This is a genomic window from Pseudomonas sp. SAS7 (assembly GCF_052112345.1).
GTDB classification, from domain to species: Bacteria; Pseudomonadota; Gammaproteobacteria; order Pseudomonadales; family Pseudomonadaceae; genus Aquipseudomonas; species Aquipseudomonas putida_Q.
Map to the genome: position 1 here is coordinate 243332 of NZ_JBEGGO010000002.1, position 25398 is coordinate 268729.

20 protein-coding genes and 1 pseudogene are annotated in these 25398 nt (G+C 63.3%); 14 read left to right on the top strand and 7 right to left on the bottom strand.

Annotated elements, in window-relative coordinates; translation table 11 throughout:
• Positions 1-90 precede the first annotated feature (90 nt).
• Positions 91-495, top strand: a complete 405-nt coding sequence (locus tag ABI582_RS04690; RefSeq protein WP_033692624.1) for a c-type cytochrome — start codon at positions 91-93, stop codon at positions 493-495.
• A 226-nt stretch (positions 496-721) separates the two neighbouring features.
• Entirely contained in the window at positions 722-2578 is a 1857-nt protein-coding gene (locus ABI582_RS04695) for an acetyl-CoA hydrolase/transferase C-terminal domain-containing protein (protein WP_442118517.1), read from the top strand.
• A 119-nt stretch (positions 2579-2697) separates the two neighbouring features.
• On the opposite strand, the gene ABI582_RS04700 is transcribed toward ABI582_RS04695, so the two are convergent.
• Together ABI582_RS04700 and rep are read right to left on the bottom strand one after the other, a co-directional pair.
• A complete protein-coding gene (locus tag ABI582_RS04700; protein ID WP_019472726.1) occupies positions 2698-3270 on the bottom strand; it encodes a xanthine phosphoribosyltransferase in 573 nt (190 codons plus the stop codon).
• 63 nt (positions 3271-3333) lie between these two features.
• Positions 3334-5343, bottom strand: coding sequence for a DNA helicase Rep (gene rep, locus ABI582_RS04705; RefSeq protein ID WP_016502210.1), 2010 nt, complete (start codon positions 5341-5343; stop codon positions 3334-3336).
• A gap of 294 nt (positions 5344-5637) precedes the next feature.
• On the opposite strand from rep, the gene ABI582_RS04710 reads away from it, so the two are divergent.
• Positions 5638-7305 (top strand): putative bifunctional diguanylate cyclase/phosphodiesterase, encoded by a 1668-nt coding sequence (locus ABI582_RS04710; RefSeq protein WP_442118518.1) that lies wholly within the window; start codon positions 5638-5640, stop codon positions 7303-7305.
• Between the two features lie 81 nt (positions 7306-7386).
• Here ABI582_RS04710 and ABI582_RS04715 read toward each other — a convergent pair whose 3' ends face one another.
• Entirely contained in the window at positions 7387-8775 is a 1389-nt protein-coding gene (locus ABI582_RS04715; RefSeq protein ID WP_442118519.1) for a NorM family multidrug efflux MATE transporter, read from the bottom strand.
• Positions 8776-8932: 157 nt separating this feature from the next.
• Here ABI582_RS04715 and ABI582_RS04720 point away from each other — a divergent pair, with 157 nt between their 5' ends.
• The 3 genes and pseudogenes from ABI582_RS04720 to ABI582_RS04730 all read left to right on the top strand — a co-directional run bounded on the left by ABI582_RS04720 (position 8933) and on the right by ABI582_RS04730 (position 11973).
• The gene (locus ABI582_RS04720; protein WP_442118520.1) at positions 8933-9859 is read left to right on the top strand and encodes a LysR substrate-binding domain-containing protein; all 927 of its coding nucleotides are present in this window, start codon (positions 8933-8935) and stop codon (positions 9857-9859) included.
• 215 nt (positions 9860-10074) lie between these two features.
• Positions 10075-11118 (top strand): annotated as a pseudogene (locus ABI582_RS04725) (Cache 3/Cache 2 fusion domain-containing protein); the annotation flags it as partial.
• Positions 11119-11250: 132 nt separating this feature from the next.
• Positions 11251-11973, top strand: coding sequence for a methyl-accepting chemotaxis protein (locus ABI582_RS04730; protein ID WP_442118616.1), 723 nt, complete (start codon positions 11251-11253; stop codon positions 11971-11973).
• A 40-nt stretch (positions 11974-12013) separates the two neighbouring features.
• On the opposite strand, the gene hglS is transcribed toward ABI582_RS04730, so the two are convergent.
• Positions 12014-13408, bottom strand: a complete 1395-nt coding sequence (hglS, locus tag ABI582_RS04735; RefSeq protein ID WP_442118521.1) for a 2-oxoadipate dioxygenase/decarboxylase HglS — start codon at positions 13406-13408, stop codon at positions 12014-12016.
• A 190-nt stretch (positions 13409-13598) separates the two neighbouring features.
• Positions 13599-14489: a LysR family transcriptional regulator gene (locus tag ABI582_RS04740; protein WP_442118522.1), complete on the bottom strand. Its 891-nt coding sequence runs from the start codon at positions 14487-14489 to the stop codon at positions 13599-13601.
• Positions 14490-14623: 134 nt separating this feature from the next.
• Between ABI582_RS04740 and amaB the strand changes: the two genes are divergently transcribed.
• Both amaB and amaA read left to right on the top strand, forming a co-directional pair.
• Complete coding sequence (amaB, locus tag ABI582_RS04745) at positions 14624-16114, top strand: L-piperidine-6-carboxylate dehydrogenase (protein WP_012274799.1); 1491 nt, start codon at positions 14624-14626, stop codon at positions 16112-16114.
• Positions 16115-16276: 162 nt separating this feature from the next.
• The gene (amaA, locus tag ABI582_RS04750) at positions 16277-17563 is read left to right on the top strand and encodes an L-pipecolate oxidase (protein WP_258654359.1); all 1287 of its coding nucleotides are present in this window, start codon (positions 16277-16279) and stop codon (positions 17561-17563) included.
• Between the two features lie 46 nt (positions 17564-17609).
• On the opposite strand, the gene ABI582_RS04755 is transcribed toward amaA, so the two are convergent.
• Positions 17610-19037, bottom strand: a complete 1428-nt coding sequence (locus ABI582_RS04755; RefSeq protein WP_442118523.1) for a mechanosensitive ion channel domain-containing protein — start codon at positions 19035-19037, stop codon at positions 17610-17612.
• 320 nt (positions 19038-19357) lie between these two features.
• Between ABI582_RS04755 and ycaC (ABI582_RS04760) the strand changes: the two genes are divergently transcribed.
• From ycaC (ABI582_RS04760) to ABI582_RS04770, 3 genes are all read left to right on the top strand, one after another.
• Positions 19358-19987 (top strand): isochorismate family cysteine hydrolase YcaC, encoded by a 630-nt coding sequence (gene ycaC / locus ABI582_RS04760; protein ID WP_019472736.1) that lies wholly within the window; start codon positions 19358-19360, stop codon positions 19985-19987.
• A 116-nt stretch (positions 19988-20103) separates the two neighbouring features.
• The gene (locus ABI582_RS04765) at positions 20104-20424 is read left to right on the top strand and encodes a hypothetical protein (protein WP_442118524.1); all 321 of its coding nucleotides are present in this window, start codon (positions 20104-20106) and stop codon (positions 20422-20424) included.
• Between the two features lie 244 nt (positions 20425-20668).
• The gene (locus tag ABI582_RS04770) at positions 20669-22510 is read left to right on the top strand and encodes an amidohydrolase (protein WP_442118617.1); all 1842 of its coding nucleotides are present in this window, start codon (positions 20669-20671) and stop codon (positions 22508-22510) included.
• Between the two features lie 139 nt (positions 22511-22649).
• Here ABI582_RS04770 and ABI582_RS04775 read toward each other — a convergent pair whose 3' ends face one another.
• Positions 22650-23561: a LysR substrate-binding domain-containing protein gene (locus tag ABI582_RS04775; protein ID WP_442118525.1), complete on the bottom strand. Its 912-nt coding sequence runs from the start codon at positions 23559-23561 to the stop codon at positions 22650-22652.
• A 135-nt stretch (positions 23562-23696) separates the two neighbouring features.
• On the opposite strand from ABI582_RS04775, the gene ycaC (ABI582_RS04780) reads away from it, so the two are divergent.
• The 3 genes from ycaC (ABI582_RS04780) (at position 23697) to ABI582_RS04790 (ending at position 25397) form a co-directional block, all read left to right on the top strand.
• Positions 23697-24326, top strand: coding sequence for an isochorismate family cysteine hydrolase YcaC (gene ycaC / locus ABI582_RS04780; protein WP_012274792.1), 630 nt, complete (start codon positions 23697-23699; stop codon positions 24324-24326).
• 495 nt (positions 24327-24821) lie between these two features.
• A complete protein-coding gene (locus tag ABI582_RS04785) occupies positions 24822-25100 on the top strand; it encodes a type II toxin-antitoxin system RelE/ParE family toxin (protein ID WP_132844748.1) in 279 nt (92 codons plus the stop codon).
• A 12-nt stretch (positions 25101-25112) separates the two neighbouring features.
• Positions 25113-25397 (top strand): HigA family addiction module antitoxin, encoded by a 285-nt coding sequence (locus ABI582_RS04790; RefSeq protein WP_024717670.1) that lies wholly within the window; start codon positions 25113-25115, stop codon positions 25395-25397.
• Position 25398 lies beyond the last annotated feature (1 nt).

The window sequence follows — 25398 nt, forward strand, 5'->3', positions numbered from 1 at the left end:
GTTCCCGCTATACTTTTCAACGCTCGCCGTTCCGTGGCCGCGAGCGTGATTAGCCACCATGAGGGTGTTCGCGTGAACCAAATCAAGAAGATGCTGGCCGTACCAGCAGCCGTATTCGCCCTCTGGGCAATGAGCGCAACCGCTGCGACCAATGACGACATTGCCAAACGCCTGGAGCCGGTTGGCCAGGTGTGCGTCCAGGGCCAGGAATGCAAAGGCATGGAAGTGGCTGTTGCAGCGGGGGGCGGGGGTGCCAAGACGCCCGATGAGATCATCGCCAAGCACTGCAATGCCTGCCATGGCACCGGGCTGCTTGGTGCGCCTAAAGTGGGCGACACCGCCGCGTGGAAAGAACGCGCCGACCACCAGGGCGGCCTGGATGGCATCCTGGCGAAGGCCATTACCGGCATCAACGCCATGCCGCCCAAAGGCACCTGCGCAGACTGCTCGGATGACGACCTGAAAGGGGCGATCAAGAAAATGTCCGGGCTGTAAGGCACAGCTGAATTGCATCAGGCCCGCCGTTGATGGCGGGCTTTGTTTTTGTGGTGCCTGTGCCGGCCCTTTCGCGGGCACGCCCGCTCCCACAAGTCCCACACAGAACCTGAGGATTGTGGTTATCCTGTGGGAGCGGGCGCGCCCGCGAAAGGGCCGGTACAGGCAACCAACCTGTCAGCGCCATGTCCAACCCCTGAACCCATGGATGTCTCAGGAGGCCCCGATGCACCTCTGCTCCATCGACCATGCTGTCGAGCAGGTCTTGTCCCGGCTGCCAAACCATATCCATATGGGCCTGCCATTGGGCCTGGGCAAGCCTAATGCTTTCGTGAACGCCCTCTACGCACGGGTGCGCGAGCTGCCCGAGCGGCGGCTGACTATCTACACCGCGCTGTCCCTCGGCCGCCCACCATTGGGCGACGGCCTGCAGCGGCGCTTTCTCGAACCCTTCGTCGAGCGCGTCTTCGCCGACTACGAAGAGCTCGACTACCTTGCCGACCTGCGCAACGACAGCCTGCCGTCGAACATCCGCGTCGAGCAGTTCTTCATGCAGCCCGGCAGCCTGCTGCACAGCGAGGCCGCCCAGCAGGACTACATCAGCAGCAACTACAGCCACGCCGCACGCGACATCAACGCCAAGGGCCTTAACCTGGTCGCGCAACTGGTGGCCGCCACACCTGAAAAGCCTGTTCACCTGAGCCTTGCCTGCAACCCCGACATCACCCTCGACCTGCTGCCGATGATCGCCAAGCGCCGTGCGGCCGGCGAAACCATCCTCATGCTCGGCCAGGTGCACGCCGAACTGCCCTACATGCCGGGCGATGCGGAACTGCCCATTGATGCGTTCGACCTACTGCTCGATGAAACCGAGCAACGTCGCCTGTTCTCCACGCCTAACATGCCGGTGAGCACCCAGGACCACTGCATCGGCTTGCACGCCAGCACGCTGGTGCGCGATGGCGGCACCCTGCAGATCGGCATCGGTGCCATGGGCGATGCAGTCGCCGCCGCGTTGCTGGCGCGCCAGGGTGACAACGCAGGCTACCGGGCCTTGCTAGACGAGCTGGATATGGGCCCGTGGCATGCGCTGATCGAGCGCGAAGGGGGGCTGGGGACGTTTGCCCAAGGCTTGTACGGCTGCAGCGAAATGTTCGTCAATGGCCTGCTGGTACTGGCCGAAGCCGGCCTGTTGCGGCGCCCGGCCGATGACGAAGGGCCAGTGGTGCATGGCGGTTTTTTCCTCGGCCCGCAGGCCTTCTACCAGCGGTTGAGGGAGATGCCACTCGAACAGCGCGCGCGGTTTGCCATGACTCGTATCAGCTTTATCAACGAGCTGTACGGGCAGGAAGAACTTAAGCGACGCCAGCGCCGCGATGCGCGCTTCCTCAATACTGCGTTTGCCATGACCTTGCTCGGCGCCGGCGTGGCCGATCAGCTGGAAGACGGCCGCGTGCTGAGCGGCGTGGGCGGGCAGTACAACTTCGTCGCCCAGGGCCACGCGCTGGAAGGCGGGCGTTCGATTCTGCTTTTGCGCAGCTGGCGCGAGGCAGGCGGGGAGGTGACCTCGAACCTGTTCTGGACCTACGGCCACTGCACCATCCCCCGGCACCTGCGCGATATCGTGGTGACCGAATACGGCATTGCCGACTTGCGTGGGCAGACCGACAGCGAGGTGATTGCGCGGTTGCTGGCGGTGAGCGATTCGCGGTTTCAGCAGGGGCTCATCGAGCAGGCCAAAGAGGCCGGCAAGCTGCCCAAGGGTTTTGAGCTGGACGCTCGCTTTACCGACAATACGCCGCAGCGGTTGGAGGCGATCAGGGCGCGGCATGCGCGGCTGTTCCCGGAGTATCCGATGGGGACGGACTTTACAGCTGAGGAGCGGGACCTGTTGCGGGCGCTGAACTGGTTGAAGAGCAAGTTCAAGCTGAGCGAGGTGCTGGAGCTGGGCAAGGCAGCGTTGGATGCGCCGGGGCCTGAGGGGTATCAAGGGCACCTGGAGCGGATGGGGCTGGGCGCTCCGCAGGGATTGAAGGAAGAGCTGTATCAGCGGCTTTTGCTGGCAGGGTTGGCGGCGACCTGAAAATTGCCGGGGCTGCTTTGCAGCCCATCGCGACACAAGGCCGCTCCTACAAGGGTTATGCGTTTTCCTGTAGGAGCGGCCTTGTGTCGCGATGGGCCGCAGAGCGGCCCCAGTGGGCATCACTCGATGAAGCTGACCACACCGCCTTCCAGCGACTTCACCCGGGCCAACGATTCAACGCGGTAGCCCTGGCTGTCCAGCTCGGCACGGCCGCCCTGGAACGACTTCTCGATCACGATACCCAGGCCGGCCACGGTGGCACCGGCTTGCTTGATGATCGAGATCAGCGCCTGCGACGCCTTGCCGTTGGCCAGGAAGTCGTCGATTACCAGCACGCGGTCGCTGCTGTTGAGGTGGCGTGGCGAGATGGCCACGGTGTTCTCGGTCTGCTTGGTGAAGGAATACACCGAGGCAGTCAGCAGGTTCTCGGTCAGGGTCAGCGACTGGTGCTTGCGCGCAAATATCACCGGTACGCCCAGCTTCAGGCCGGTCATCACCGCCGGGGCAATGCCCGAGGCTTCGATGGTGACGATCTTGGTCACGCCGGCATCGGCGAACAGGCGGGCGAACTCGTCACCGATCAGCTGCATCAGGGCAGGGTCGATCTGGTGGTTGAGAAACGCGTCGACTTTGAGAACTTGATCGGAAAGCACGATGCCTTCTTCGCGAATCTTCTGCTGCAGTGCTTCCACTGTGTATCTCCGATGTAGCAAAGGTGGCCGCAAGAAGCGGCAAAGTTAAAGAGTAGTGGTTGATCAGCGTTTGAGCATTGCCCGAATATCGGCCAGGGCGTTGTTGCCGCGTGCGGCCTTTACTTCGACCGGCGCATCGTCCAGGCCCTCCCAGGCCAGGTCGTCCGGAGGCAGTTCGTCAAGGAACCGGCTGGGCGTGCAGTCGATGATTTCACCGTACTGCTTGCGCTTGGCAGCGAAGGTGAAAGCCAGGGTCTGGCGCGCGCGGGTAATGCCCACGTAGGCCAGGCGGCGTTCCTCTTCGATGGTGTCGGCCTCGATGCTGGAGCGGTGCGGGAGGATTTCCTCTTCCATGCCCATGATGAACACGTAGGGGAACTCCAGGCCCTTGGAGGCGTGCAGGGTCATCATCTGCACACCTTCGGCGTTCTCTTCTTCTTCCTGCTGACGCTCGAGCATGTCACGCAACACCAGCTTGCCGATGGCGTCCTCGATGGTCATGTCGCCCTCTTCGTCCTTCTCGAGGGTGTTTTTCAGCGCTTCGACCAGGAACCAGACGTTGCTGATACGGAACTCCGCCGCCTTGTCGCTGGCGGTCTGCTGGCGGATCCAGTTCTCGTAGTCGATATCGCGGATCATCTCGTGCAGCGCGGCAATCGGGTCTTCCAGGGCGACCTTGTGGCGTACCCCGTCCAGCCAGTGCTTGAAGCGCTGCAAACGCTCGGTGTAGCGGGCGTCCAGGTGCTCGCCCAGGCCCAACTCCTCGCTGGCGGCGTACATCGAAATGCCGCGCTCGGTGGAATAGTTGCCGAGCTTTTCCAGGGTGGTGGAGCCGATTTCGCGGCGCGGTACGTTGATCACCCGCAGGTAGGCGTTGTCATCGTCCGGGTTCACCAGCAGGCGCAGGTAGGCCATCAGGTCCTTGACTTCCTGGCGGCCGAAGAAGCTGTTGCCGCCCGACAGGCGATACGGCACCTGGTGGTGCTGCAGCTTCAGTTCGATCAGCTTGGCCTGGTAGTTGCCACGGTAGAGGATGGCGAAATCGCTGTACGGGCGGTTGGTGCGCAGGTGCAAGGTGAGGATTTCCATGGCCACGCGTTCGGCCTCGGCTTCCTCGTTCTTGCAGCGGATGACGCGGATCTCGTCGCCCACGCCCATCTCGCTCCACAGCTGTTTCTCGAACGCGTGCGGGTTGTTGGCGATCAACACGTTGGCACAGCGCAGGATGCGGCTGGTGGAGCGGTAGTTCTGCTCGAGCATGACGATCTTCAGGGAGGGGTAGTCCTCCTTGAGCAGCATCAGGTTTTCGGGGCGCGCACCGCGCCAGGCGTAGATCGACTGGTCGTCGTCGCCCACCACGGTGAACTGGTTGCGCATGCCGATCAGCATTTTCACCAGCAGGTACTGGCTGGCGTTGGTGTCCTGGTATTCGTCCACCAGCAGGTAGCGCACGCGGTTCTGCCAGCGCTCCAGTACCTCGGGGTGCTCCTGGAACAGTTTGACCGGCTGCAGGATCAGGTCGTCGAAGTCCACCGCGTTAAACGCCTTGAGCGTGCGCTGGTAGTGGGTGTAGACGATGGCGGCGGTCTGCTCGCGCGGGTTGCGCGCCTTTTCCAGGGCCTCGGGTGGCAGGACCAGGTCGTTCTTCCAGGCACCGATCATGTTCTTGATCTCGTCGATGCCGTCGTCGCCGGAGTATTCCTTCTGCATGATGTCCGACAGCAACGCCTTGATGTCGGACTCGTCGAAGATCGAGAAGCCTGGCTTGTAGCCCAGCTTGTCGTGCTCCTTGCGGATGATGTTCAGGCCCAGGTTGTGGAAGGTACACACCGTCAGGCCACGGCCCTCCCCTGGGCGCAGCAGGGTGGCGACCCGCTCCTTCATCTCGCGTGCGGCCTTGTTGGTGAAGGTCATCGCCACGATGTACTGGGCACGGATGCCGCAGTTCTGGATGAGGTGGGCAATCTTGCGCGTGATCACGCTGGTCTTGCCCGAACCTGCACCGGCGAGCACCAAAAGAGGGCCGCCGACGTAGTCACGGGCTTCTTGCTGCCTGGGATTGAGTCGGGACATGCTAGAAACCGGGGGTCGCCAGAAAATAGCCGCGCATTCTAACAGGCATGGGGCGGTTGTGGCGCGACCGTCTGACGTCTGAGTCAGACTTTTGTCTGTCCCATTATTAGTGCGACTAATGCTACTAGAGGAAAAAATCATATTTGCCGCTTCCTCTGGTTTCGAGCAGGATGCACGACAAAATACGTCGGGATGCTACGCCCGCAACTGCATGTATAAAAGTGAAAATCATTTTCATTAATGCAGTAGCATACTGGCAGTTATCGTTGCACCGTGAAGTCCTAAGGAGCCCGCTTGTCCACGCCTGTCGAACCTTTGCGTTTGCTGCTGTTGGCTGATGAGCCGCAATGGGCTGCCTTGTTGCACGCCTGCATGCCTGCCCTTAACGGCAGTGCCGTGCTGCTGACCGCGCCTGACTGGGACTCGGTCGATAGCCTGTTCAGCCATGATCGCCAGGCCGTGGTGCTGGCAACTCCGGCCTTGCAGCCAGTGCCTGGGCGCTGCGAGCTGCCAACTATTCTGCTGCTGGACCACGAGCCCGAGGTGGCGCCCAGCGCCGTCAGCGACTGGCTGGTACGCGACCAGCTCAATGCCGACACCCTGCGCCGCTCGCTGCGCCATGTGCGCGAACGCGGGGTGCTGGTGGCCACCTTGCAGCGCCTGGCCGAACAGGACCCACTGACCGGCATCGCCAACCGCCAGGGCTTCCAGGCCTTGCTGACCGCGCGCCTGGCCGAGAACGAGGGCCGTGGCATTGCCTTGGGCCACCTGGACTTGGACAACTTCCGCCACGTCAACGATGCGCTCGGCCACCAGAGCGGCGACCGCCTGATCCTGCAAGTGGTGGCGCGGCTGCAAAACCAGCTCGAAGCAGGCGACCAGCTGGCGCGCCTGGGCAGCGACGAGTTTGCCTTGCTGATCGACACCCGCCGCGACGCCAACCGCGCTGAATGGATCGCCGAGCGCATCGTCGAGGCCCTGGCCGAACCCTACTGGATCGACGGCGAAAGCCTGCTGCTGGGTTGCAGCCTGGGCCTGGCCCATGCCCGCGCGCACAGCGGTGCCGACCCGCTGATGTGGCATGCGCACATCGCCATGCGCCAGGCCAAGGGCAGCCAGGGCTGCACCTTCCATGTGTTCAATGAACGCATCAATCGCAACGCCCGCAGCCTTGCCGACCTGGAAAGCGAACTGCGCCGCGCGCTGCGCCGTGACGAGCTGGAGCTGCACTATCAGCCGCGGCTCGACCTGGCCGACGGGCGCATTGTCGGCCTGGAGGCGCTAGTGCGCTGGCGCCATGCCGAACGCGGGCTGTTACCGCCCAGCGAATTCGTGCCCCTGGCCGAGCAGAGCGGCCTGATCGTGCCCTTGGGCTACTGGGTGATTTCCCGCGCGCTGCGCGACATGCAGGCGCTGTGCGAGCGCGGCCTGGAGCCGCTGCACATGGCGGTAAACCTGAGTTTTCGGCAGTTCCAGGACAGCCAGCTGCTGGCCACCCTGAGCCGCCTGATCCTTGAGCATGGCGTGGACGCCCGCTGGCTGGAATTCGAACTGACCGAAACGGCGGTGATGCGCCGCAACGAGCTGGTGCGCCAGACCATGGACGCCCTCGGCCGCCTGGGCGTGCGCTTCTCGCTCGACGATTTTGGCACCGGGTTTTCTTCGTTCGTACACCTCAACAGCTTGCCGATCACTTTGCTCAAGGTGGATCGCAGTTTTGTTGCGGGAATGGAAATGCGTGAGGAAAACCGCAAGCTGGTGCACGCCATGATCAACCTGGCGCACAACCTCAACCTCGAAGTGGTGGCCGAGGGGGTGGAGAGCGAAGAGCAGCTGGCGTTGTTGCGTGGGTTTGGCTGTGACCAGGTGCAGGGCTTTTTGGTCAGCAAGCCGCTGCCGGTGGGGGAGTTGATCGATTTTTTGCTGAAGGTGCCTGGCTGTCAGTTGGATGCTGTCCTGTAGGGCCCTTTCGCGGGCACGCCCGCTCCCACAGGGATCGCGCAATCCTGTGGGAGCGGGCGTGCCCGCGAAGAGGCCCTGAAGTCAGGCCGAAGCAGCAGCCCCTGCGCGCGCCACCGCCTTCCTCAAAAGCCGTTTCATCCGCCACTCAAAGCCAAAGGTCAGCGCCACCGCCGCACACGCCAGCCCCAGCGCCAGCCCCCACCAGATGCCCACCGCCCCACCGCCCAGGGTAAAGGTGAACAACCAGGCGCTCGGCGCCCCCACCAGCCAGTAGCACACCAGCCCGATCAGGAAGGTGGTCTTGGCATCCTTCAGCCCACGGATCGAGCCCATGGCAATGGTCTGCATGCCATCGAAAAGCTCGAACCACGCCGCCACCATCAACAACTGCACGGCCACCTGGAAGATCGCGGCAAAGGCCGGGTCATTGCGGTCGATAAACAGCCCCACCAGCGCTTCGGGCAGCAGCAGGAACAGGGCGGCAAAGGCAAACATGATCATCGCCCCGAACCCGATACCCACGCGCCCGGCACTGCGCGCCGCCAGCAGGTTGCCAGCGCCGTAGTACAAGCCGACGCGCATGGTCACCGCATAGGACAAGCCCGTCGGCACCATGAACGCCGTGGACACGATCTGCAGGGCGATCTGGTGCGCCGCCAGTTCGGTACTGCCCAGCACGCCCATGCACAGCGCGGCGAAGGCGAACAGGCCCACCTCCACCATGTAGGTGCCGCCAATCGGCAAACCCAGCCGCCACAGCTCGCGCAGGGCCGGCAGCGACGGGCGTGACAGGCCCTTGCGCAGTGGGTAGGCGGCATAGGCCGAATGCCAGCGGATGTACAGGGCAAGGGCGATGGCCATGCCCAGCGATACCACTGCGGTGACCAGGCCGATGCCCATCAGGCCCAGCTTTGGCAGGCCGAACATGCCTTCGATCAACGCCACGTTGAACAGGTAGTTGAGCACCGTGCCGACCACGCTGATCACCATCACTGGGGTCGAGCGGCCCAGCGCGCTGGTAAAGCCACGCAAGGCCATGAAGGTCAGGTAGCTGGGCAGCGCCAGTGGCAGCAGGGTGAGGAATTCGGCGGCCGAGGCAACGTTTTCGGGCTGTTGCCCGAACATCAGTAGAACAGGCTCCAGGTTCCACAGCGCCAGCGCGGCAACCAGTGACAGCCCCCAGGCCAGCCACAGGCCGTTCTGGGCCAGGCGAGTGGCGCCTTCGATGTCGTTGGCGCCCTTGCGGATCGCCACCAGGGTGCCGACCGCAGCGATCACGCCCAGGCAAAAGATCGACACGAATGAGTAGCTGGCCGCGCCCAGGCCGCCACCGGCCAGCGCTTGCGGGCTGATTCGGGCCATCATCAGGGTGTCGGTCAACACCATCAGCATGTGCGCCAACTGCGAGGCGATCAGCGGCCCGGCCAGGCGCAGCAAAGCCTTGAGTTCTGTGGTGAGCGCGACATGCATGGGGGCGGTCCTTTTTCCTGGGGAAAACAACGAAGGGCGATTCTGAGGCTTCGGTCAACTTTGCACAAAAGGATAAAAGCGATCCTTGGCATGAGTGTGACTCATGTATATATGCTTGCTGGTGATTCGCTCCACAGTCCCGTATGGCAGGTGCCTCATGACCAGACAGCTCCCCCCGTTGTATGCCCTGCGCGCATTCGAAGCTGCTGCACGGCTTTGCTCCTTCACCCGTGCCGGCGAAGAGCTGTCGATTACCCAAAGTGCTGTCAGCCGGCATATCCGTACGCTGGAAGAGCACTTTGCCTGCCGCCTGTTCGTGCGCAGTGGCCGCAGCCTGCAATTGACTGAAGCGGCGCGGGTGCTGTTACCCGGCGTGCGCGAAGGCTTCGCGGCGCTGGAGCGGGCCTGCGATAACTTGCGCGGCGAAGATGACATCTTGCGTATGAAAGCCCCCTCGACCCTGACCATGCGCTGGTTGCTGGCGTGCCTTAGCCGGTTCCGCCACCTGCAACCGGGTAACGAAGTGCAGCTGACCAGCGCCTGGATGGACGTCGACCATGTGGACTTCAACCAGGAGCCGTTCGATTGTGCGGTGCTGCTCAGTGATGGCGTGTTCCCGGCAGAGTGGGAGGTGCGCAAGCTGTTTCCGGAATTGCTGATCCCGGTCGGCGCGCCCGACCTGCTCGACGAAGAACCCTGGGACGTGTGCCGGCTGGCCTCTATCGAACTGCTGCACCCCACGGTGGACAAGCGTGACTGGCGGGAATGGCTGGAGCGCATGGGGCTTGGCGACAAGGTTTCGCTCAAGGGCGGGCAGGTGTTCGACACCCTGGAGCTGGGCATGATTGCCGCTGCACGGGGCTACGGGATTTCCATGGGTGATTTGCTGATGGTGGCCGAAGATGTGGCGCAGGGGCGGTTGAGCCTGCCTTGGCCGACAGCAGTGCCCAGTGGGATGGACTACTACCTGGTGTGGCCGCGCACCCGGCCGGGTGGCGAACGGTTGCGGCGCTTGAGTGCTTTTCTGCAAGAGGAAGTGGCGGCGATGGATCTGCCCGATGTGGCAATCCTGCCGCCCCTTTGAGGGGCTGCACCGGCACCTTAGCGGGCAAGCTCGCAAAAAGCCCGGAACAGGCAATGGAAAACGTTTGCGTATATCCCGGTCCGGCGCTCAAGTATTCGGCGGCCACGCCGATCCAGTGGCACCAGCGTCCCGGAAGAGGACGCGCTTCCCGTCGATAAAAAAGCGGGCGGTCAGCGTGATCAGGATGATCCCGGCCTCTTGCCAGGAGCTTCCCCATGTCTCAACCGCGTGCCCGAATTGCCTCGCAACTCGGTATCGCCCTCGCCATCGTGCTGGCGCTGGTGATTTCCGGCAGTACCCTTTTTGCCCTGCGTTCGCTGGACGATGCCAACCTCGCCACACGCCAGGCACACCTGGCCAGTGAGGCGCGCTTGCTGGCCGACCAGCTCGACACGTTCCACGGCTCGCTCAAGGACAATACCCAGCGCCTGAGCGGCCTGTTCGAACGCCGCTTTGCCTCAGGCCTGTCGCTGCATGCAGGGGAAAGCGTGCAGGTCGCCGGCCAGGCGACGCCAGCCTTGTACCTGGGCGACCACTTGCTGAACAACGACTTCCAGCAGGTTGACGAGTTCCAGCAGATGACTGCTGGTATCGCCACGTTGTTCGTGCGCAGTGGCGACGACTTTGTACGCATCAGCACCAACCTGAAAAAGCAGGACGGCAGCCGTGCCATCGGTACCCAGCTCGACCGCCAGCACCCGGCCTACCCCAAGCTGCTGGCCGGGCAAATGTACGTGGGCCGTGCCGTGCTGTTCGAGCGCAACTACATGACGCGCTATGTGCCGGTGGTCGACGGCAATGGCCGGGTGATCGCCGTGTTGTTCGTCGGCTTCGACTACACCGACGCGCAGAATACCCAGTTCGCCAACCTCAAGCGCTTCCGCATCGGCCAGACCGGTTCGTTGGCACTGCAGGATGAAAAGGGCCAATGGCTGGTGCCGCCGGCCAATGCCGAGCAGCCGCTGTACAGCGCTAGTGCGCCCTTTGCCGAGGGCCCCTGGACGGTGGTTGCAAGCATGCCGCTGGCGGAAATCCGCGAGGTGACCTGGAGTGTCGGTCTGCGCCTTGCCGTCGGCAGCTTGCTGGCCATGCTGCTGGCCGTGGCTGCCACACTGTGGTTGCTGAGGCGCAAGCTGCGCCCGCTGGACGACTTGGTGCGTCAGGCCGAAGCGCTCGGGGCGGGTGACCTGAATGCGCGGCTGAGCGTGACCAGCCATGACGAAATCGGGCAGTTGGCCCGCAGCTTCAACAAGATGGGTGAGGCACTTTCGACCATGGTCGAGCACATCCGCGGTGCGTCCGAGCAGGTCAGTACGCGCGCCCGTTCGCTGTCTGGCCTGTCTGCCGGTGCCTGTGAGGGTATGGACCAGCAATCTGGCGAAATCACCAGCATGGCTGGCGCCGTGGAGGAGTTCAGCGCCACCTCGATGAACATCGCCGACAACATGGCGGGCACCGAGCGCATGGCCCGCGACAATGCCCAGCAGACCCGTATCGGTCGCAGCGCCATGGAAGAAGCGTCGTATTCGCTGAAGCAGATTGCCGATGCCCTCGGCGGTACCGCCACGGTGATGGACAGCCTGGGCGCATGTTCGCAAGAGATCGGCGGCATCATCAGCGTAATCACTGCGATCGCCGAGCAGACCAATCTGCTGGCATTGAACGCTGCCATCGAAGCGGCCCGTGCCGGGGAGCAGGGGCGTGGCTTTGCGGTGGTGGCTGACGAGGTGCGGGGTCTGGCAGCGCGAACCCGCCAGGCCACGGATGAAATCTCCGGGATGATCACCAGCATCCAGCAGCAGACCGGGCACGCCATCACCACACTGGAGCAGAGTAACCAGCTGATGCAGGAAGGCCTGGAGCGCAACGACAAAGTGGCACAGGCATTGACACGAATCGACGAGCAAAGCCGTGCGGCGGGTGAGCAGTTTGCCGTGATCAGTACGGCGACCCAGGAGCAAAGTAGCACCGCGACCGTGCTGAGCCGCAACTTGCAGAGCATCGCCCAGGCCAATGGCGAGCAGCGGGAGGTAGCCAATGAGCTGGCGTTTACTGCGCGGGAGCTGGAAGGGTTGGCGGCGCAGTTGCGTCAGGAAGTGGACCGCTTCCGCTGAAGGCACAGGGGGCGCGAAGCGCCCACTGTGATCTGTCGACTTACAGCGAGCCCAGGTTCAACGCCTGCGCACAGGCCTGAAGTGAGCGGCGCTCGCTTTGCGCATACAGTGCCAGCTCATCCTGCACCGCCAGCCCCAGCGCCGCTTCGAACGCATCGCGGTTGGCATTGCTGCCGTACTCGGCCTGCGCATCGTCGCCCAGGTTGGACTGGAAGATCCCCGCTGCGCTCACTGGCAGGAAGTCCTCGTAAACCAGCGCCTCGAAGTGCACATGGCCAGCGTCGATCAGCCCTTGCAGGGTGGTCGGGCGGCCTTCCTGGTCGCGCGCAGCCAGGCCTTTCTCAGTGGCGAAGTAGCGGAAGTACGCCAGGCCCTGTTCACGCATCTGCGCCAGGTCATCCGGGAACTCGGCAAAGGTATTTTTGAGCAAGGCCATGTAGCGCTCGGCATTGGCTTCGGCCGGTGCGCCACCCAGGGCAGCGCGGGTGGCGTCGAGCAGCTTGTCGTACAGCTGGCGACCTTTTGGGGTCAGGGCTGCACCGCGTTGCTCGATTTCGCCAAAGCGCGCGGTGTGGCTGCCTTCGCTACCCTGCTGGTCGCTGAACGCGACCTTTTCCTGCAAGGCCTTGAAGCTGGTCTGGCGCAGCAGGATCGGGTGGCGGCGGGTGGGCGGGCCTTCGACCACGGCCTTCGGGGGGATGCCCTTGGCCGGCATGCCGAGCTGGATTGCATCGATGTCCAGGGTGCGTGGGGTCAGGTGGTTGATGTGCGGGCCCTTGAAGGCCACCACATCGGCAATCAGGCGGTGCTGGTCGTGCAGTTGCTGGTACTGCTCGGCGGTGACGGTGGCGTCATGGTGCCAGCGGAAGGTGTGTAGCGCTTCCTGCACGAACGCTTCGGCATCGGCTGCGTTCAGGCCGCCATCGCGTTCGCACTGGGCGATCAGTTCGAGGGCGCGGGTGGTGAAGATCTGGCGCTTGGCCAAGATGCTCTGTGCCAGCTCACGCAGCTGCGGGTTGTCGATCAGCTCCAGGCGCAGCAGCGAGGTGAACACACGGAACGGGCTGACGTGCAGCGACTGCTCATGTACTGCGCGAAAAGCGGTGGAGTGCACCGGCACGCCGGCAGAGCTGAGGTCGTAATAGCCGACCGGCTGCATGCCCATGACGGCGAACAGGCGGGCGATGGTGGCCAGTTCTTCTGCGGTGCCGACGCGGATGGCGCCGTGGCGCTCGTGGTCCAGGCGCTCGATTTCGCCGGTCCAGCGCAGGGCTTCGGCAACCTCGGGCTGCTGGGCCATGACCTGCTGGTTGATTTCGCTCACCAGCTCCAGCAACGTGCCGTACAGCGGCACTTCCTGTTTGTACATGAGCGACATGGCGGCAGAGAACTGCGCGCGAATGCTGTCTGGGCTGACGAAATCGTGGGCGGGCATCGCTAGCTTCCTGGTTGGGTTAGGACGCTTACATGAAAGCTGGGAATGCACTTGGCTCACAAGCGAAAAAAAGTGAGTGTGTCATTCCTTTTTTGATCGACCTTCAGGGCTATTGGGGCTGCTTTGCAGCCCATTCGCGGCACAAGGCCGCTCCTACAGGGGACCGCGTTGGCCTTGTGCCCCGGCAATCTCAAGGCTGAAGCTGCTCCTGAATCCACCCCACCAAAGCCCGCACCTTGGGCACCTCCGCCGCATGCTCGGCATACGCCAGGTAATGCGCCCCGGCACTGCGCATCGCATGGTTCCACGGCACCACCAGGCTCCCTTCTGCCAGTTCCTTCGCCGCCAGGTAACGCGGCACCAGCGCCACCCCGCAACCCGCCTGCGCCGCGCTCAACGCCATATAGAACGTATCGAAGCGCGGCCCGTGGTAGGCGCTGACACTCTGCAACCCCAACTCCAGGAACCACTCATGCCAGGCCTCCGGCCGCGAAGTGCTTTGCAGCAGCACCAGGTCGGCCAGTTCTGCAGCATCGCCCAGCGTGCGCCCGGCCAGCAGCTCCGGCGCACACACCGGCACCACTTCCTCACGGAACAGCTCCACGCAGGTGGCACCCGGCCAGGTGCCCTGGCCATAGAAGAACACCACGTCCGCCGAACCCTGCAGCAGGGCGAACGGCTCCATCTCGTTGCGGATGTCCAGGTGGATGTTGGTGTGGCGCTTGCCAAAACCCTTGAGGTGCGGGATCAACCAGCGCACGCCAAAACTCGGTTGAGTGGCTACTTTCAATATCTCGGTCTGCTCGCCGTAGGTGAGTACGTAGCGGCTGGACATATCCACCTGGGTGAGGATCTTGTTGACCTCGGCCAGGTACAGGCTGCCGGCCGGGGTCAGTTGCAAGCGCCGGCGGATGCGCAGGAACAGGTGGTGGCGCAACATGTCTTCAAGCTGCGCCACCTGCTTGCTGACGGCGCTCTGGGTCAGGTGCAGTTCTTCGGCGGCACGGGTAAAGCTCAAGTGACGGGCTGCAGCTTCAAAGCACTGCAGGGCGGTCATGGAAGGCACCAGGCGTTTGGACATAGCGGTCTCTGCGGCTCAAATCATTACCTGACGGAATGATATGCGGAATAAAGGTCGTTTGTTGTACCTATGTGATCGGATTAATACTGATCCACATCATTTTCCACCCCATCACCGATGTAGGAGATGCACAAATGGTTGCTGGATTGCTCGAGCGCCTTGGCGTTGCCGCCGAGGCTTACACCCAGGGCGACTACCCTGTTCACACGCCGATCGACGGCAGCCAGATCGCCTCGGTGAAACTGCTCGGCAAGGCCGAGACCATCGCCCGCATCGATCAGGCCCAGAGCGCTTTCGACGCCTGGCGCACTGTGCCGGCCCCGCGCCGTGGCGAACTGGTGCGCCTGTTCGGCGAAGTGCTGCGTGAGCACAAGGCCGACCTGGGCGAGCTGGTCTCGATCGAAGCCGGCAAGATCACCCAGGAAGGCCTGGGCGAAGTGCAGGAAATGATCGATATCTGCGACTTCGCCGTTGGCCTGTCGCGCCAGCTGTACGGCCTGACCATCGCCTCTGAGCGCCCGGGCCACCACATGCGTGAAACCTGGCACCCGCTGGGCGTGGTTGGCGTGATCAGCGCCTTCAACTTCCCGGTCGCCGTCTGGGCCTGGAACACCGCTCTGGCCCTGGTGGCCGGTAACTCGGTGGTGTGGAAACCGTCTGAAAAGACCCCGCTGACCGCCCTGGCTTGCCAGGCGCTGTTCGAAAAAGCCCTGAAAGCCTTCGGCGACGCCCCGGCTGGCCTGGCACAACTGGTAATCGGTGGCCGTGAAGCCGGCGAAGCCATGGTCGATGACCCGCGCGTACCGCTGGTCAGCGCCACCGGCAGCACCCGCATGGGTCGCGAAGTCGGCCCACGTGTGGCTGCCCGCTTCGGCCGCAGCATCCTCGAACTGGGCGGCAACAACGCCATGATCCTGGCGCCGAGCGCCGACCTGGACCTGGCCGTGCGCGGCATCCTGTTCTCGGCTGTCGGCACCGCCGGCCAGCGTTGCACCACCCTGCGCCGCCTGATCGTGCACCGCTCGATCAAGGACGAAGTGGTTGCCCGCGTCAAAGCCGCCTACGGCAAAGTGCGTATCGGCGACCCGCGCAAGGACAACCTGGTGGGCCCGCTGATCGACAAGCTGTCGTTCGACGCCATGCAGGGCGCGCTGGCCAAGGCCCGCGACGAAGGTGGCCAGGTGTTTGGTGGCGAGCGTCAGCTGGCCGACCAGTACCCGAACGCCTACTACGTGTCGCCTGCCATTGCCGAAATGCCGGCGCAGAGCGACGTGGTGCGCCACGAAACCTTCGCCCCGATCCTGTATGTGCTGGCCTACGACGACTTCGAAGAGGCCCTGCGCCTGAACAACGAAGTGCCACAAGGCCTGTCGTCGTGCATCTTCACCACCGACATCCGTGAAGCCGAGCGCTTCCAGAGTGCGTCGGGCAGCGACTGCGGTATCGCCAACGTCAACATCGGTACCAGCGGCGCCGAGATCGGCGGTGCGTTTGGCGGCGAGAAGGAAACCGGCGGTGGTCGTGAGTCGGGTTCGGATGCCTGGAAAGGCTACATGCGTCGCCAGACCAACACCGTGAACTACTCGCGCGAGCTGCCGCTGGCGCAGGGTATCGTGTTCGACTGATTCGATGCTGCATGGCCGGGGGCAAAGCCCCCGGTTCGCGGGTAAACCCGCTCCCACAGGGACAACACAGTTTTCGGAATCTGTGATGACCCTGTGGGAGCGGGTTTACCCGCGAATGGGCCGCCCTGCGGCCCCAACAAGAACAAATTGCTGGAGCCGGCCATGTCCGAACTGCGTCAAGAATGCTTGTGGGAATTCGTCAGCAAACCGACCGTTGCCGCCCAGGCCCTGGCCGGTGAGCACAAGGCTGATGTCTGCGTGATCGGCGGTGGCATCACTGGCCTGTCGGCGGCCATCCACCTGCTCGAACAGGGCAAGTCGGTGATCCTGCTGGAGGCCTGGAAGATCGGCCACGGTGGCTCCGGGCGCAACGTCGGCCTGGTCAACGCCGGCACCTGGATCCGCCCCGACGACGTCGAGGCCACCCTCGGCCACAAGCAGGGCAGCCGCCTGAACAAGGTGCTCGGCGAAGCCCCCGGCGAAGTGTTCGCCATGATCGAGCGCCTGGGCATCGACTGCCAGGCCCAGCACAAAGGCACGCTGCACATGGCGCACAACGCCACCGGCATCGCTGACCTTGAGGCCCGCCACGAACAATGGCGCCGCCGTGGTGCCGACGTAGAGTTGCTGACCGGCGCCCAGTGCCAGGAATACTGCGGTACCAACAAAATTTCCGCCGCGCTGCTCGATCGCCGCGCCGGCACCATCAACCCCATGGGCTACACCCAGGGCCTGGCGGCTGCAGTGGCGCGCCTGGGCGGCAAGCTGTTCCAGCAGTCTTCGGTCGAAGGCCTGGAACGTGATGGCGATGGCTGGCGGGTGAAGACCGCGCGTGGCTCGGTGCGCGCCGACAAGGTGGTGATTTCCACTGGCGCCTACACCGAAGGCGACTGGAGCAACCTGCAGAAGCAGTTCTTCCGTGGTTACTACTACCAGGTGGCGTCCAAGCCGCTGCAGGGCGCCGCAGCCGACAAGGTGCTGCCACATGGCCAAGGCTCGTGGGACACCCGTACCGTGCTCAGCAGCATCCGCCGCGACGACCAGGGCCGCCTGCTGCTCGGCAGCCTGGGCCGGGTCGACAACAAGCCGGCGTGGTTTGTGCGCAGCTGGGCGGACCGTATCCAGAGCCACTACTACCCGGAGCTGGGCAAGGTCGAGTGGGAAATGCACTGGACCGGCTGTATCGACTTTACCCCAGACCACCTGATGCGCCTGTTCGAGCCGGCGCCAGGGTTGGTCGCGGTTACGGGTTACAACGGGCGGGGCAACACCACGGGTACCGTGATCGGCCGTGCGTTTGCCGAGTTTCTGCTCAAGGGTGAGGCGGACAGCCTGCCGATTCCGTTCTCGCCAATGAGCGGCGTGAGTGCGCCTTCGCTGCGGACTGCGTTCTACGAGTCCGGCTTCTCGCTGTACCACGCGGGGCAGTGCCTGAGGGTTGTGTTGTAAGTACTGGCCTCTTCGCGGGCACGCCCGCGAAGAGGCCGGCGCAGGCTTACTTGTGCAACCAGCTGAGGAAGCCGCCTTTCTTGATCAGGGCCGGTTTTTGCAGCAACAACGACTCCCGGCTTTGCCGCCGGAACCGCTGCAGTTTGCTTAACGCCGTCTGCACCTCGCCACGCTGCTGCAAACAGCTCTTCACCTGTTCCTTTTCGATGCGGTACAGCACGCAACCGGTCAGCGTGCGGAACTCGGCGAACGAGTCGTCCTCATCGATGATCCCCTCGATCCCCAGCACCTCGCCCGGCCCCATGCGCCCGGCCTCGATCCGCTTGTCGCCATCGCGCACCGACGCCGACACCACCCCGCTGCCAATCACCAGCAGGTGCTCGGAATGCTCGCCCACGCCCAGGATCACCTGGTCCGCCAGGTACTCCACCGCCGTCATGCGCTGGCTCAGCGCGTCACGCTCCTCATCACTTAGCGAGCGGAACACCCGCACTTCGTCCAGCACTTCGCGCTGGCGGCTGCGCGGCGGCAGGGCCAGGTCTACGTTCCACATCACCCCGCTGGCCGCCAGGTGCCGATGGGCAAGGTCGAACAGCTGATTGCGCGCGTCGCCCTTGGCGCCCGCATCGGCCACGAAGCCGCTGGCCTCGTACTCCACGGACTCCAGTGTCGAGGCCTTCACCGTCACCTTCGGCTTTGGGGTCGCAAGGATGGCACTCACGCCCTGCAAGGCTTTTTCCAGCGCATCGAACACTCGCTTGGGCCGCACCTTGGCCGGCACCACCACGCTGATCGACACCCCATGCACATCGGCCGGGCGGCTGTGGTTGAGCAGCCGCGCCTTGGCCGCGACCGAGTTGGGGATCACCGCCAGGCTGCCGGTGCCGGTCAGCAGGCGCGTGGCGCGCCAGTCGATGTCCAGCACCTTGCCTTCGGTGCCGTCGATGGAGATTGAATCGCCAATCTGATAGGGCCGCGTGGTGTTCAGCACGATGCCGCTGAACACGTCCGCCAAGGTGCTCTGCAACGCCAGGCCGATGACGATGGCCATCACCCCGGACGTCGCCAGCAAGCCCTTCACCGGCAGTTGCATCACATAGCCCGCGGCAGCCACTACAGCGACCAGAAAGATCAACGCCCCCAGCACATCCTGCAGCAACCGCCCGCCATGGCTGCCCCGGGCCACCAGCAGCAGGCCGAACACCACCGTGACCGTGCGCGCGCCAAACAGCCACCAGCCGATGGCCAGCACCGTGGCCATGAGGTTGCGCGAGACATCGTCGGGCCAGGGGGGCGGTTGCAGCGGGCTCATGCCGGCGGCCACCAGCACCGAGCTGAACAGCAGGAATATCACCAGCCGCGTGCCGATGCGCCAGGCACGGCGCTGCATGGGGATGACTTGCCAGAGCACCAGGTCGAGCAGGATGAGGGTAGTGCCGAGCAACAACGGGGACGACTGGATGAACGCCAGCATGGTGGTCTCGGGGGTGAGGGGAGGGCTGTGGGTAGTAATAGAGCAGGTTGCTGCTGCAGGCAATGGGGCCTGCACCGGCCTCTTCGCGGGTAAACCCGCTCCCACAGGGACTGTGCATGACTTGCAGGATGCGCGATCCCTGTGGGAGCGGGTTTACCCGCGAAGAGGCCAGCAAAACCAACGCCAATGTATCGTTCCTAAAACAGAACGCTAAAGCCAAAAACCGCTATCTACCGCTCCAAAGGTGATGGTTTTAATCTTCTCCCATCAACGCAAAACACCCAACTTACTGAAGACAGAAACCCTTAGGAGCAACGACCATGACAAACTTCAAATACAACCGCCTGAACAAAGACGACGCCGCCGTACTGCTGGTCGACCACCAGGCTGGCCTGCTGTCCTTGGTCCGCGACATCGAGCCGGACGCGTTCAAGAACAACGTGCTGGCCCTGGCTGACCTGGCCAAGTTCTTCAACCTGCCGACCATCCTCACCACCAGCTTCGAGCAAGGCCCCAATGGCCCACTGGTGCCGGAACTGAAAGCCCTGTTCCCGGACGCCCCGTACATCGCCCGCCCAGGCCAGATCAACGCCTGGGACAACGAAGACTTCGTCAAGGCAGTGAAGGCCACCGGCAAGAAGCAGCTGATCATCGCCGGCGTCGTGACGGAAGTGTGTGTTGCCTTCCCGGCCCTGGCGGCCCTGGAAGAAGAGTTTGATGTGTTCGTGGTGACCGACGCCTCCGGTACCTTCAACGCCATGACCCGCGACGCCGCCCATGACCGCATGAGCCAGGCCGGTGCGCAACTGATGACCTGGTTCGGCGTAGCGTGCGAGCTGCACCGCGACTGGCGCAACGACGTTGAAGGCCTGGCCGCGCTGTGCTCCAACCACATACCGGACTACCGTAATCTGATGACCAGCTACAACGCCTTCAACGCCGGCAAGTAAGCCGACCGCCCCGGGCACCGCCAGTCGGTGCCCGCCAAAGGGCAGCACACCCATCCAATCATCCGCCCGTTCACCGTTGCACAGTGGATGCGGGCAAGCTCATCCAAGGAACGCCGATGAACACCGCACTCCAGCACAACCGTGAAGTGGTGACCGTATGCCTGCAACACCAGGTTCTCGCTAGCCCGACGGGCGCCACGCCGGCCCAGCCGCCGCGCTGGAAGCAGGCGCTGCTGACCTATCTGGTGATCTGCCCGATGACCATGATCGTTCCGCAGTTGCTGGTGCCGCTGTTCGCACGCTTTCCGCAGCTGGGCGGCCCGATTACCGGCAACCTGATCGTCAACCTGTTCGTCATCCTTCCCGTGGTGTTCTACATCATGCCTTGGGTAACCCGCCGCTGTGCCAACTGGCTGCGCGGGCAGCACAAAGTTTGAACACGGCTAACCTTCTTCAACCCACCGCACATCCATCCAAGCCCTGACCGTGCATCAACCGGCATGCTGCGTAGTCGCCCTGCCGGCCCAGTCGGAGAAGCCTATGTCCCAGGACCGCAACGATAAGACCCGTCGCCAGTTCCTCGCCACCAGCACTGTGCTCGGTGCCGCCGGCGCGCTCTGGTCTGCATTGCCCTTCGCCGGCCAGGCCGGTTCCGCTCACGCATCCATCCAAGGAGGTTCCATGACCGCTGACCTGATTTTGTTCAACGGCAAACTGCACACCGTTGACCGCGAAAAGCCCACCGCGACTGCGGTCGCCATCAAGGACGGCCGCTTCATCGCCGTGGGCAGCGACGCCGAGGCCATGGCCCACAAGGGCGCCACCACGCAGATCATCGACCTCAAGCAGCGCACGGTCATCCCCGGCCTGAACGACTCGCACCTGCACCTGATCCGCGGTGGCCTGAACTACAACCTGGAGCTGCGCTGGGAAGGCGTGCCGTCGGTGGCCGATGCCCTGCGCATGCTCAAGGACCAGGCTGCGCGCACGCCCACCCCGCAGTGGGTACGCGTGGTGGGCGGCTGGAACGAATTCCAGTTTGCCGAAAAACGCATGCCAACCCTTGAGGAGATCAACCAGGCTGCGCCCGACACCCCGGTGTTCCTGTTGCACCTGTATGACCGCGCGCTGCTCAACCGCGCTGCGCTCAAGGCTGTCGGCTACGACAAGGCTACCCCCAACCCGCCGGGTGGCGAAATTCAGCGCGACAAGTTTGGCAACCCGACCGGCATGCTGATCGCCCGCCCGAACGCGATGATTCTCTACGCCACCCTGGCCAAAGGGCCGAAGCTGCCGCTGGAGTATCAGGTCAACTCCACCCGCCAGTTCATGCGCGAACTCAACCGTCTGGGCCTGACCAGCGCCATCGATGCCGGCGGTGGCTACCAGAATTTCCCCGATGACTACTCGGTGATCCAGGAGCTGGCCGACAACAACCAGCTGACCGTGCGCATCGCCTACAACCTGTTCACCCAGAAGCCCAAGGAAGAGCTGGACGACTTCAAGAAGTGGACCTCCAGCGTCAAGCTGCACAGCGGCACCGACTTCCTACGCCACAACGGCGCCGGCGAAATGCTGGTGTTCTCTGCCGCCGACTTCGAGGACTTCCTCGAACCGCGCCCGGACCTGCCACAGACCATGGAAGAAGAGCTGGAGCCGGTGGTCCGCCACCTGGTCGAGCAGCGCTGGCCGTTCCGCCTGCACGCCACCTACAACGAATCGATCACGCGCATGCTGGACGTGTTCGAGAAGGTCAACCGCGACATCCCGTTCAACGGCCTGCCGTGGTTCTTCGACCACGCCGAAACCATCACTCCGCAGAACATCGAGCGCGTGCGCGCCTTGGGCGGTGGTATCGCCGTCCAGGACCGCATGGCCTTCCAGGGTGAGTACTTTGTCGACCGCTACGGCGCCAAGGCTGCCGAACAGACCCCGCCGATCAAGCGCATGCTCGACATGGGCGTGCCGGTGGGTGCCGGTACCGATGCCACCCGCGTGTCCAGCTACAACCCGTGGACCTCGCTGTACTGGCTGGTCAGCGGCAAAACCGTCGGCGGCATGGAGCTGTACCCGGAAGGCCTGGACCGCGACACCGCACTGCAACTGTTCACCCAGGGCAGCGCGTGGTTCTCCAGCGAGCAGGGCAAGAAGGGCCAGATCAAGGTGGGCCAACTGGCCGACCTGGCGGCGCTGTCGCTGGACTTCTTCAGTGTCGATGAAGAGGCGATCAAGGGCATCGAGTCGGTGCTGACCATCGTCGATGGCAAGGTGGTGTACGGCGCTGGCGAGTTCGACAGGCTCGGCCCGCCGCAGGTGCCGGTACTGCCGGAGTGGTCGCCGGTGGCCAAGGTGCCGGGGCACTGGCGCGTCGGTACGCCATCGTTGGCAGCCGCCGTGCACCAGTGCAGCGGGCCATGCGGGGTGCATGCGCACAGCCATGAGAAGGCACGGCATTCGAGTGTGCCGGTGAGTGACTTCCAGGGCTTCTGGGGTTCGCTGGGTTGTTCCTGCTTTGCTTTCTGAGCTTCTTTGCCTGCATAAATGACGGCCGCTTCGCCGGACAAGCCCGCTCTCACAGGTTCACCACCCATCCCGAGGGCAGTGGGGTAACTTGTGGGAGCGGGCTTGTCCCGCGAAAGGGCCGTTACTGACAGCTACCGACTCAAGCCATGTCGCTGATCGCAAATTCCTCAGCCAGATGATCGATCAGCGCGCGCACCGACGGCAATAACCCCCGCCGCGACGGGAAGATCGCATGCACAATGCCGCAACGCGGGTGCCACTCAGGCAGCAATTCAACCAGCCGCCCCGACGCCAGGTCCTCGCGAACCGCCACCCGCGGCAAGTGCGCAATCCCCACCCCGGCCACCACGAAATGGCGCAGGGCAAACAAGTCGTCAGTCACCATGCGCGGTGTATGCGGGATGACGATGCTGCGGCTGTTGTCCTCACCCTGGAACAGTTCCCACTGGTACTCGCGCTGGGCACTGCCCCAATGCACGCTGGGTAGCGTGCCCAGCAGCTGCGGGTCAAACCCTTTGGGCAGTTGCGCCAGGTAGCGCGGCTGGCCGACCAGGCACTGGGTGCTGTTGCTCAGCACCTTCATCACCATGTCGGTGTTCTCCAGCGGCGGAAAGCGCACGCGCAGGGCGATGTCGAAGCCCTCATGCAGCAGGTCGACACGGCGGTTGGTGCTTTCGATGAACAACTCCACCTGTGGGTACTTGAGCATGTAGCGGGTCAGCATCGGCCCGACCCAGGAGTTGAGCAGGGTGGTGGGGCAACTGATGCGCACCAGCCCGCGTGGCTCGCTGCGGTTGCGCTCGATGATTTCCGCCGCGCCCTCGGCCTCCACGCGCATGGCCAGGCAACGGTTGTAGTAGGCCTGGCCGATCTCGGTCAGCGAGCAGTGCCGGCTGGTGCGGTGCAGCAGCCGCACGCCCAGGCGGTCTTCAAGGTCGGCGATGCGCCGGCTGAGTTTCGACTTGGGCATGTCCAGCGCCCGCCCGGCCGGGGCGAAGCCGCCGTGCTCCACGACTTGGGTGAAGTAGTAGAGGGAGTTGAGGTCTTCCAATGATCGTTCTCCAAACGGAACGCTAAGGACGGTTTTCGCAGTCTAGTGCAGCAAAGGTGATGATTTTAATCTGTGCCCATCAACGCGAAACACCCCGGATTGCTGAAAAATTCATAACCCTTAGGAGCACAGACCATGAGCAAATTCACCTACAACCGCCTGAACAAAGACGACGCTGCCGTACTGCTGGTCGACCACCAGGCTGGCCTGTTGTCCCTGGTGCGTGACATCGAGCCGGACAAGTTCAAGAACAACGTACTGGCCCTGGCTGACCTGGCCAAGTTCTTCAACCTGCCAACCATCCTCACCACCAGCTTCGAGCAAGGCCCTAACGGCCCGCTGGTGCCAGAGCTGAAAGCGCTGTTCCCGGATGCGCCGTATATCGCCCGCCCAGGCCAGATCAACGCCTGGGACAACGAAGACTTCGTCAAGGCGGTGAAGGCCACTGGCAAGAAGCAGCTGATCATTGCCGGTGTGGTGACTGAGGTCTGCGTAGCCTTCCCGGCGCTGTCGGCGCTGGAAGAAGAGTTCGATGTGTTCGTCGTGACCGATGCCTCCGGCACCTTCAACGAAATGACCCGCGATGCCGCCCATGACCGCATGAGCCAGGCCGGTGCGCAGCTGATGACCTGGTTCGGCGTGGCCTGCGAGCTGCACCGCGACTGGCGCAACGATGTCGAAGGGTTGGCTGCGCTGTGCTCTAACCACATTCCGGATTATCGCAATTTGATGACCAGCTATAACGCGCTGACTGCGGGTAAGTAAGCAAACTAGTAGCAGTACGCACAAAGGCCGGCTCCCTCTGCAGGGAGCCGGCTTTTTTTGTTTGCTGTACCGGCCTCTTCGCGGGCACGCCCGCTCCCACAGGTACTGCACAGTTTCAGAACCAGTGGTGATCCTGTGGGAGCGGGTTCACCCGCGAAGAGGGCGGTACAGGCAGCATCAATTCATGGGCTGTGGCTCAATCCCTTTCCGCAACGACTCAAGCAACCTTCTGCCGTTTCGAGCGCATTCAGGTTGCCCCGGAACAGGCTTTTGCCGGTGTCATCTGTTCACGCAGGAAGTGGTGAGCATGACGTGCCCCCCCACGCTATCACCCTTTTTGGGAAATCTCCTACATGAAAGAGCGGAAGGCGTAACGGCGCTAAACGGGCACGCCAAGAGCAAACTGAGCACCCGGAAATTTTTCAGGAGTGACTCCATGCGCAGCGTCAACGCTAGCTTGAAAAGTGTAAGGTGCGACCTTACACTCAAGCATCAATGATAAGAAGTTTCAGGCACAAAGGCCTGAGGCTGCTCCATCAGCAACGTGACACGTCTGGAGTGCGTGCAGATCATGTGAATCGCTTGCGGCGTTTACTGGCTTCTCTTGAAGTTGCACAAACCGCAGCAGACATGAACCGGCCGGGTTACCGTCTTCATCCTCTGCACGGAAAGCTGGAAAGCTATTGGGCAGTAAATGTCTCGGGTAACTGGCGAGTGGTGTTCCGCTTCGTGGGTACCGATGTGGAGCTTGTTGACTATCTGGATTATCACTAGGAGGCTTGAGTCATGCCTATGTTCGATCCTCCCCATCCTGGGGAGTCTTTGCGAGAAGATGTGTTGCCCGCAATTGGCATGAACGTTTCTGAGTTAGCTCGCCACCTCGGCTATTCGCGGGGGCAGTTGTCCACGGTACTCAATGGGCGCGCCGCCATTTCTGCCGATCTTGCTTATCGGCTTGAGCTGGCAGGCCTTGGGCCTGCCCGGCAATACCTTGCCGAACAGGCAGCTTACGATCTTTGGCAAGCCGCTCAGCGTGAGCATCCTCAAATAGAGCGGTTGGTGTTCGCCTGAC

Bases quoted from the DNA above. Each gene is read 5' to 3' on its own strand.
- ABI582_RS04690 (WP_033692624.1), top strand. From the start codon at position 91: ATGCTGGCCGTACCAGCAGCCGTATTCGCCCTCTGGGCAATGAGCGCA.
- ABI582_RS04695 (WP_442118517.1), top strand. From the start codon at position 722: ATGCACCTCTGCTCCATCGACCATGCTGTCGAGCAGGTCTTGTCCCGG.
- rep (WP_016502210.1), bottom strand. From the start codon at position 5,343: ATGTCCCGACTCAATCCCAGGCAGCAAGAAGCCCGTGACTACGTCGGC.
- ABI582_RS04715 (WP_442118519.1), bottom strand. From the start codon at position 8,775: ATGCATGTCGCGCTCACCACAGAACTCAAGGCTTTGCTGCGCCTGGCC.
- ABI582_RS04720 (WP_442118520.1), top strand. From the start codon at position 8,933: ATGACCAGACAGCTCCCCCCGTTGTATGCCCTGCGCGCATTCGAAGCT.
- ABI582_RS04730 (WP_442118616.1), top strand. From the start codon at position 11,251: ATGGCTGGCGCCGTGGAGGAGTTCAGCGCCACCTCGATGAACATCGCC.
- hglS (WP_442118521.1), bottom strand. From the start codon at position 13,408: ATGCCCGCCCACGATTTCGTCAGCCCAGACAGCATTCGCGCGCAGTTC.
- ABI582_RS04740 (WP_442118522.1), bottom strand. From the start codon at position 14,489: ATGTCCAAACGCCTGGTGCCTTCCATGACCGCCCTGCAGTGCTTTGAA.
- amaB (WP_012274799.1), top strand. From the start codon at position 14,624: ATGGTTGCTGGATTGCTCGAGCGCCTTGGCGTTGCCGCCGAGGCTTAC.
- amaA (WP_258654359.1), top strand. From the start codon at position 16,277: ATGTCCGAACTGCGTCAAGAATGCTTGTGGGAATTCGTCAGCAAACCG.
- ABI582_RS04755 (WP_442118523.1), bottom strand. From the start codon at position 19,037: ATGCTGGCGTTCATCCAGTCGTCCCCGTTGTTGCTCGGCACTACCCTC.
- ycaC (WP_019472736.1), top strand. From the start codon at position 19,358: ATGACAAACTTCAAATACAACCGCCTGAACAAAGACGACGCCGCCGTA.
- ABI582_RS04765 (WP_442118524.1), top strand. From the start codon at position 20,104: ATGAACACCGCACTCCAGCACAACCGTGAAGTGGTGACCGTATGCCTG.
- ABI582_RS04770 (WP_442118617.1), top strand. From the start codon at position 20,669: ATGACCGCTGACCTGATTTTGTTCAACGGCAAACTGCACACCGTTGAC.
- ycaC (WP_012274792.1), top strand. From the start codon at position 23,697: ATGAGCAAATTCACCTACAACCGCCTGAACAAAGACGACGCTGCCGTA.
- ABI582_RS04785 (WP_132844748.1), top strand. From the start codon at position 24,822: ATGATAAGAAGTTTCAGGCACAAAGGCCTGAGGCTGCTCCATCAGCAA.
- ABI582_RS04790 (WP_024717670.1), top strand. From the start codon at position 25,113: ATGCCTATGTTCGATCCTCCCCATCCTGGGGAGTCTTTGCGAGAAGAT.